We start from the raw sequence: 7,913 nt of genomic DNA, 5'->3' as shown, positions 1-7,913 counted from the left end.
AGCATGCTGCCGACCAAGAATCTCAATCCTGACATCAATCAAAAGCCGGCCGAACAGCCGCCGCCTACATTTTGCCGTGACCACCATCGCCGGTGCCCCGATATCAGGAAAAGCGCCAGCCTTCGACTGCCGAATGCTCTTCAGTGGCCGCGTCGAAGCCTTCTATTAATGGTACAGGCCAAAGACACCTCCGGTATGCTTTCCGTCCGAGCCTCGCTGCAGTTGAGAGGAACCCGGCCCAACCGCCTTTAACGTCTGACATATCTGACGGGCTAGGGCGGGGAGTAGCCAGCCCATCATCGAAACCGAACGCAAATAGTAAGTCGATGAGCTATAGCCATCTCAGACGCTTCTGAACTTAGGCCAGTTCAATGAGCATCCGGCCCAATGCGGGCAACGAAATCGCCTCCACATCATCCTTTAACGGGAAAGACTCGACGCCAGGATATACCACGAAACGTCGTTCCGGATTGAGATCGGCGCAGGCCTGATAAAATCCTTTTTCTATCTTTGGCGTCAGGCTTCGCTTGATTTCGATCGCCCAGGGACGTCGCCCGGGGAGGGTAAGCAAGAGGTCGATTTCGGCGCCCGCGGCAGTCCTATAGAAGTTGCTTTGCGTGCCGCTTGGCGCGGCAGCTATGAGCGTTTCAATCACGAAGCCTTCCCAACTCGCGCCAGTGATCGGATGACCTAGAACATCTTCCTGCGTGGTCAGACCGAGGAGCGTGTGGACAATACCGCTATCACGAACATAGATACGCGGTGATTTGACCAAGCGCTTCCCAACGTTGGCATGCCAGGGCTCGAGTCGCCGCACCAATAGAAGGTCGACCAGGAGATCGAGATAAGAGGCAATGGTTTTGCCGTCCACGCCGAGAGCACGAGCAAATTCGGCGGCATTGAGAAGGCTGGATTGGTGATGCGCGAGCATGGTCCAGAACCGACGCAGCGTTTCGGCCGGAATGCGCGGACCCAATTGAGGAATGTCGCGCTCCAGGTAGCTGCGAATAAAGTCCTGGCGCCAGCGCTGACTGACACGGTCGCTTGTCGCCAGAAAACTGTTCGGAAATCCACCACGCACCCAGAGGGCCGGTAAGTCGTCTTGCGGAACTTCCAGACCATCGATTGGATGCATTTCGAGATAGGCAATGCGGCCCGCAAGGGTTTCGCCGGATTGTTTCAGGAGATCGATTGAGGCGGAACCGAGAACTAAGAAGCTGCCGGTTACCTTCCCGTTGCGGCGACCGCGATCGATCAGACCACGCAGATTTTGAAACAGATTTGGCGGGGGATGAACTTTTTCAAGGATAGACGCTCGTTGCCGATGCAAGGGCGAGCGCTGTCTTGCCGACTTGTCTTGGCCCAATCAGAGCAACTGCTGGGCTGCTATCGAGCAATTCGTTGAATTCAGGAGTCATACGGCGCGTGATCATCCTTGCAATTATGGAATGCTACTCCAGATTTGCGAGGATAACTCACCGGGCGAAAACGCTGTTGTGCAAAGATGCGACGCCTACGCAGAGGGAAGGGGCCTTTTACCGCGCTTCGCCTGAAAACAGCTCGCTTCTGTCTACATGAAATTCCCGACGACCGCGACGGCGGACAACCTCGCTGGCTAGATGATCACCCGCGCCGCCCGGCCGAGCTGGCGTTCGGCGTCGTTGTAATAGCGCGCGGCCTGCTGGACGGAGCGGTGCTGCGATTGTTGCATGGCTTCGGGAAGCGAAATTCCACGCCGCGCGGTTTCGGTGAGATAGCCGGAGCGCAGGCCGTGCGCCGAAAACACCGCCGGATCGAGCCCGGCCTGGGCAACACGGCGTTTTAAAATCAGATTGACGGCCTGCGGCGTGAGCGCACGGCGCTCGAGATGGCCCCATCGATCGATTTTTTTGAACACGGCACCGTCGACGATGCCGGCGCGTTCGTTCCATTCTTTGAGCGCCAGCACCGGCCGGCCGACCAGCAGGACAAAAGCATCGGCATCGGCTTGTGTTGTCTTGGTGCGGCCGAGTTTGATCGCCAGGCAGGGCAGTTTTTTTCGCCACCAGGATCTTTTGGGTCGGCCGGCACCGGGGGCCTGGTCGACGAGTTGCTCCAGGCGCAAGGCAGAAATTTCGCTGCGGCGGCGACCGCTGGAGGCAAAGGCCGTGAGCAGAAGCGCGCGATCGCGCAGGTCGACCAGCTTTTCGCCGTCGCAGGCTTTGAGAAGAACGGCGAGGATGTCGGCGGTTATTGCCTTCTGGCTTTTGCGGCCGCGCGGCCGGGCGCTGGCGCGCACGGCGAGTTTTAGCGCGCTGTGCAGGCCAGGGGCATTGAAATGCCCCACAAGGCCGCGCCATTTGGTCAGCGTCGGCCAGAACATCGCGGCGATCGAAGGGGAGAATGGAATCGAGGGTGTCGAGGGCGGTGGCGCGCCAGGCGACACGGTCGCTGCGCGCGATGCGCTCGGGCTGGTCGCCGTCTGACAGGGCAGGGGTCTTTTGTTTTTTCATCTGGGCCATGGGTGGAAAAGAAGGCGCTCCGGTCGCTGGCAGGCCCAAAAAAATGTCGCCGGCGGGCCTGTGAGAAAGGCCAGGCTCGCTGATTTGCGGGCAGAAAACAATCACTATCGATAAGAGATACTTATCGATAGTGATACTTCCAACTTCTGTGTCTCGGCAGTAGCGAACTTTATTTTCGCAATAGAGTTCCTTTGGCAAATCATCTATCATGATTTCAATGCGTTACGATCTTGCCAAACTGCCCAGCCAGACCCTGTTGCGGCCCATATCGGATGCCGGCGTCGCGCTGGCGCGTCTTGACGAGCGTGTCGCCCGCTCAGCAGTAGGGCCGGGCTGGGTCGAACGATCCCATTTCGCCGATGCCTGCGCCTCACTGTGGCTCGACGGCGAGCTTGTCCATCTCGAAGATCTCGTCCTCCACGACGCCACCCGCGACATCCGCACCCCGACCCACGAATTGACCATCGCCCACGACGTATTGCGCACCCGTCGGCGCATTGCCGGGCAGCTATCCAGTTGGGCGATTTCCGCAGAAGGTCTCCGCAGTCTGTGCGGCGCAGGGATCGCGGGTGGTACGGTTGGCTCTGTCCATGATGCCGCTGTGACCGGTGACGCTGAGTCGGATAACACGGCGGCCGGAGGAGGGGAGGGGGAAAACCGCGATGACGGTGCCAGTCTCCCGGGCGTTGACTACGCCGCCATCGATGCCCTGCTGGCGCGATCGAATGCCGCCATCGAAGCAGCAAAAACGCCGGGTCACGCCGGTGACCGTGAAAAAGACCCGCTGGTCTACGATCTCGATTGGGACGAGGACGAGCGGCTGGACGAATGGCGCGGCGTGTTGCGCGAGACAAAGGACCTGCCGGCGGTGCTGCAGGCCATCGTCGCTCTCGATGCTTGGAATTTTTTGAGCGTCCTGCAGCACGCGTCCTGGCTCGGCCGGCTGCTTTGCGCCTCGATCCTGCGCCAGGCCGGGGTCACCACCGCGGCGCATCTTGCCGCCCTCAATCTCGGCCTCAAAACCGTGCCTGTCGATCGCCGTCGGCATCGCGATCGCGAAACGCGGCTTCTCGCTATCGCGCATGGTCTGATCGCGGCCGCCGAGATAGGACTGAAGGAACATGACCGGCTGGCGCTCGCGCAAAAAATGATGGAGCGGAAGCTGGAGGGGCGCCGCGCCTCGTCAAAGCTGCCGGAGCTCGTCGAGCTGGTCATGGCAAAACCGCTGGTATCGGCCGGTATGGTCGCCAAAACGCTCGACGTCACGCCGCAGGCGGCGCGGCGCATTGTTGGCGAGTTGGGCTTGAGAGAGATGACGGGGAGGGGGAGGTTTCGGGCGTGGGGCATCTTGTGAAGGCTTGGAGGCGCCCCAAGGCAGAACCGCGGCGGGACTGTCTCCCCACCATCTCGGTTGATTTATAAAGCTCAGCCGCGGCATGTGAAATGGCAGTCCGTCGTTGGCCTGCCCTTCTTTGCTCCCTTCAAGAATATCCAAGTTCAATGCAGTTGTCGCATGTTCCTCGATGTATTAGAGGCGTTCAAAGGTCGGGCGGATTGGGGGAAACATGTCGGGAGAGGTGTACCTTGGGAACGGTCTTCCAGGCTTGCCGGAAGATCTGCTTCTGGCACGAGACCGCGGCGACGTCCTGTTCATCGTCGGCGCCGGTGCGTCGTATCCCGCCCCGTCCTCCCTGCCTGATTTCGGAGGTCTCGTTGCTGACATCTATCGGAAGGTCGATCCGACAGTCGCAGCGGCCATCGAGACGGTATCGACAGTAAAGGATGCGACTTGGGAAAACGTTCCCGGTATTCTTTCAGACGCACAACGCACCGAATTGAAGTTCTTTTGCCAACGCGAATACGACGTTGTTCTGGGAATGCTGGAGCGACGTCTTGACGGCGATTCGAGCGAGGAAAGCACGATGCGGCGGGCTGCGCGCGAGGTGCTGGCGCGTACGACCGCACCGAACCCGATCCACAACGCACTCGTTCACCTGGGGCAACGGTTCGGTCAAACACTTCTGGCGACGACCAACTTCGATCGCCTCTTGTCGGAGGCTGCCAAAAGTGAGCGGGTGACCGCCACGTCGTTCGCGCTCGGTGAAATTCCCAATCCAAGCCGGAGGACGGACTTCGGCGGCATCCTGCATATCCATGGAAAACTTCGATGGAAGAGCGAGAAAGGGTCAGCACTCTTACTGACTGACCAGGACTTCGGGGATTTCTACCTGCGGCGGCACCAGATTACGTCCTTCCTCTATGACGCGGCACGAATCTTTCATCTGGTTCTGGTCGGTTACAGCGCGAATGACTCGCCGGTCCGATATCTCCTCAATGCCATCGCCGGCGACGAACGGCATTTTAATGACCTAAAGCCTCGCTATGCCTTTGTCGGATGTGAACCCTCAGACGCGCGAACACCGACGGAATGGCGGGCGCGCGGAATAACGCCGATTCCTTATGATCGCGCCAACGGCCATAAAGCGCTCGGGGATCTGCTCGTGCGATGGGCTGACATCGTGCCGGGAAAGCGCAGTCGGGTATCGGCAAGCGCCTATCTAAAGGAGCTCTCCCTGCTCGATCCCGAGTCGCTAGACGGGACCGCCGGGCAATCATTCCTGAAATATTACGTGCGGCGCTCAACGCCGAGTGAACAAACCGATTTGGCAAAGCTCCTTTCGAAGAACGGGTGCTCGCCAAGGTGGCTTGCATTGTTGAACGAGACAATCCGGGAAACTGGGAAGGCACACTGACATGCGCAGACCGAGGATATCCGACACTGGAAATCGTGTCCGCCAATCCACATGGGCCTTCGCGGATGGCCGCCTGGAGGACTTAGCCGTTCTTGAATGGGCGGCCAGCTTGTCGACTAACCATGAGGCGGAACGAAGCTCGCTGCGTGATCTCTTCGATCACCGAGTGAAAGATGTTGCCGAACCCTATGCTCTCGCATGGCGTTGCGTGTTCGAATACTGGCAAAGGCCTGATGCTGACAACAATGACGAGAAATATCTGATCAAGCGCGAGCTCAAGCAGGGCGGGACGCAGCGGGAGATCATCCAGCTCATCGTCGAAGCCATCAGACCCTCGCTCAAAATCGAGACATCCAAGCGATACCACGCCCTTTCCGGCGAGAAACCGCCCGAAAAGCCGACGCTTCTCAGGCACCTCATCTGGGCATCGATTTCTAGCGGCGACCACCTGACATCGAACGATATCGGTCTCGAGCGGATCTCCGATCGCAACTTTCTCTTCGAACTGGCCGTGGCACTCAACGCCGCCCTGCTTTCGGGTCTTAATGTTGGACGCATGATCGGCTCGATTTCGGAAAGTATGGACATTACGAACTGGCAGGTTCAACGCGTCTATTATGTTCCGCCCGCACAGTATGTTGTCGGTGGCGGTGAGCCTGACAGACACCGCGATGGTTTTGCGCCCGTGACAAAGCTGATGTTCGCAGTCATGGAAAAGCTTGCGTCTATCGATGCGGCAGCTGCGCGACGCATCGTGTCATCCTGGGATACCAGTGAATGGAGGCTCTACAGGCGCCTCTGGGCGGCGGCTGCGCGCAACCCGGACCTCACTTCGGCCGACGATGTATCCACGTTCCTTGAGACGGTCGAAGACGTGGAATTCTGGCGACCGGGGACCTTTCCCGAGATCGCCGAGGTCCGCGCAGTACGTTGGGGCGACTTTTCTGCGGCGAGCGCAGCGCGTCTGGAGCAGCGCCTGTTGAAGGGGGAACCGCTAAAGCTCATTCCGAAGTCGGTCGACAAGGCAGACAGAGTAGGCTTTCGGCGGCACCGTATACGCATTGAGCTGCAACGTATTCAGGCGGCTGGAGGACAGCTATCGAAAAAGGCGATCGACTGGTTGGACAAGGCAACTCAACAGGAGGGAGAGGGGCCAGAAGTCACCCTCACTTTCGGATTTAGTGAGGGCGTGCGCATATTGCGCGGCGAACGGAGCATTCAGCCGTCCTTTGACGCCGTTCCAAGCCCGAAGTTGCTTGACGAGCTTGCCGGTATGATCGGGGATGGCGGCTGGGACGACCGGACCCAGCAGGCGTCAGACTACATCGCTCAACATCCGAGCGACATTCTCGCCCTGCTCGAAAAGGCACCGGATTCCGTGGTTTCGGCTAAGGTCTGGCAGGCTTTCGGCTATGGCTTCAGGCCCTCCGATCTCGATAGGGGCCCGGACACGGCCTCCTCAGAAGACCAAGCAAAAATTCCGATTGCCGTGCGAGCCTGCCAGGCGATCGTCAATTTGGGACCTGTCGTACTCAAACGGGCGATCGATGGGCTGGCATCGTTCACGAATGGCTGGGATAAACTGCTTCAGCGCCGGGACGAATTCATTGCCGCGTGGCTGACACTCTGGCCGATCGCCGTGACTGCGACGAACGAGAATGCCGACGTCAGCCAGCCGCTCGCCGACCGGGCCTATGCATCGCCGGTCGGCCAACTTTTATTCGCGTTGAGCGGTTGGCCTACCGTACGGGCGGGTAAACAGGCCTTGGCTGCCGGACCATGGCCGCAGATCCTGTCTGCTATCGCTGAGGCGACTGGCGAAGCTCGCCTCGACGCGCAATTTTTTCTGACCCGAGACATCGGATACTTCTATACCGCTGATCCGGCCTGGACGAGGATGAACCTCGTCGAGCCCTTGAAGATGGCCGAGCCCGATGACGAGGGGGCGTTGGAATTGTGGGGCGCGTTCGGGTCTGGAGGTCTGCCGGGACCGGAAGTCCTCACCGAACTTGCCGAGCCGCTGGTTGCTGCCGCAATCTCCAGTGAACTGCCGGCACAGGTGAGGGGCGAACTCACACAACAGGTCATCCTTTCCGTTCTCATGAGCGCTCGCGATCAGCAGCAGCCTCCCATCTCTATCAATCTTGCTCAGCAGGTGCTCAGAATGGGTGGCGACACTGTTCGTCGCGAAGCAATCAGGGCAATGCATGAATTTCTTGAAAACGGTGATGACGCGGAGATTGCCACGCGCTTCGATTTGGTAGCATCGACTTTCCGTGACGTCTGGCCGAAGGAACTCACGCTCAGCTCTCGCCAGGTTTCTGAAGGATTGGTAGAGTTGCCTGCTGCAGCCGGACCATATTATGCCGAAGCAGCAGAGCTCGTGCTTCCATATTTGACGCCCTTCGATTGCTGGTCAATGTTCGATTACGGCGTTTTGGACAGCAATTCGATGGACGACAAATACGCTGTGATCGATGATCGAACGAAAGCCGCAGCTTTCCTCGCAATCTTGGACAAGACAGTCGGCAGCGAGGGGGACGCGATTGTTCCAAATGGGCTGGAAGGCGCTCTCCTTCATATTGCCAAGGTTGCTCCGAGGCTAGAGAAGGATATTCGGTTTCAGAGGCTATTGACCCTTAGCCGCCGCTAGCATTCA

General features: G+C 59.0%; 4 protein-coding genes and 2 pseudogenes. 4 read left to right on the top strand and 2 right to left on the bottom strand.

Going from position 1 to position 7,913, the window contains the following annotated elements:
- On the top strand, positions 1–252 hold a 252-nt coding region (locus G6N74_RS30570), incomplete at its 5' end, for a hypothetical protein (RefSeq protein ID WP_205826915.1).
- Between the two features lie 106 nt (positions 253–358).
- Here G6N74_RS30570 and G6N74_RS29205 read toward each other — a convergent pair.
- Together G6N74_RS29205 and G6N74_RS29200 are read right to left on the bottom strand one after the other, a co-directional pair.
- Positions 359–1,433, bottom strand: a pseudogene (locus G6N74_RS29205) (ATP-binding protein).
- 182 nt (positions 1,434–1,615) lie between these two features.
- Positions 1,616–2,422, bottom strand: a pseudogene (locus G6N74_RS29200) (tyrosine-type recombinase/integrase); the annotation flags it as partial.
- A 287-nt stretch (positions 2,423–2,709) separates the two neighbouring features.
- On the opposite strand from G6N74_RS29200, the gene G6N74_RS29195 reads away from it, so the two are divergent.
- The 3 genes from G6N74_RS29195 (at position 2,710) to G6N74_RS29185 (ending at position 7,907) form a co-directional block, all read left to right on the top strand.
- Positions 2,710–3,855 (top strand): RHE_PE00001 family protein, encoded by a 1,146-nt coding sequence (locus tag G6N74_RS29195; RefSeq protein ID WP_165121509.1) that lies wholly within the window; start codon positions 2,710–2,712, stop codon positions 3,853–3,855.
- A gap of 250 nt (positions 3,856–4,105) precedes the next feature.
- Positions 4,106–5,254, top strand: a complete 1,149-nt coding sequence (locus tag G6N74_RS29190) for an SIR2 family protein (RefSeq protein ID WP_165121508.1) — start codon at positions 4,106–4,108, stop codon at positions 5,252–5,254.
- Between the two features lies 1 nt (position 5,255).
- Positions 5,256–7,907, top strand: coding sequence for a hypothetical protein (locus G6N74_RS29185; protein ID WP_165121507.1), 2,652 nt, complete (start codon positions 5,256–5,258; stop codon positions 7,905–7,907).
- Positions 7,908–7,913: the final 6 nt, after the last annotated feature.

The sequence above is a fragment of the Mesorhizobium zhangyense genome (genome assembly GCF_011045115.1).
Lineage (GTDB): Bacteria > Pseudomonadota > Alphaproteobacteria > Rhizobiales > Rhizobiaceae > Mesorhizobium_M > Mesorhizobium_M zhangyense.
The sequence above is the reverse complement of the archived record's forward strand: the minus strand, read 5'-3'. Positions and strand labels throughout refer to the sequence as shown.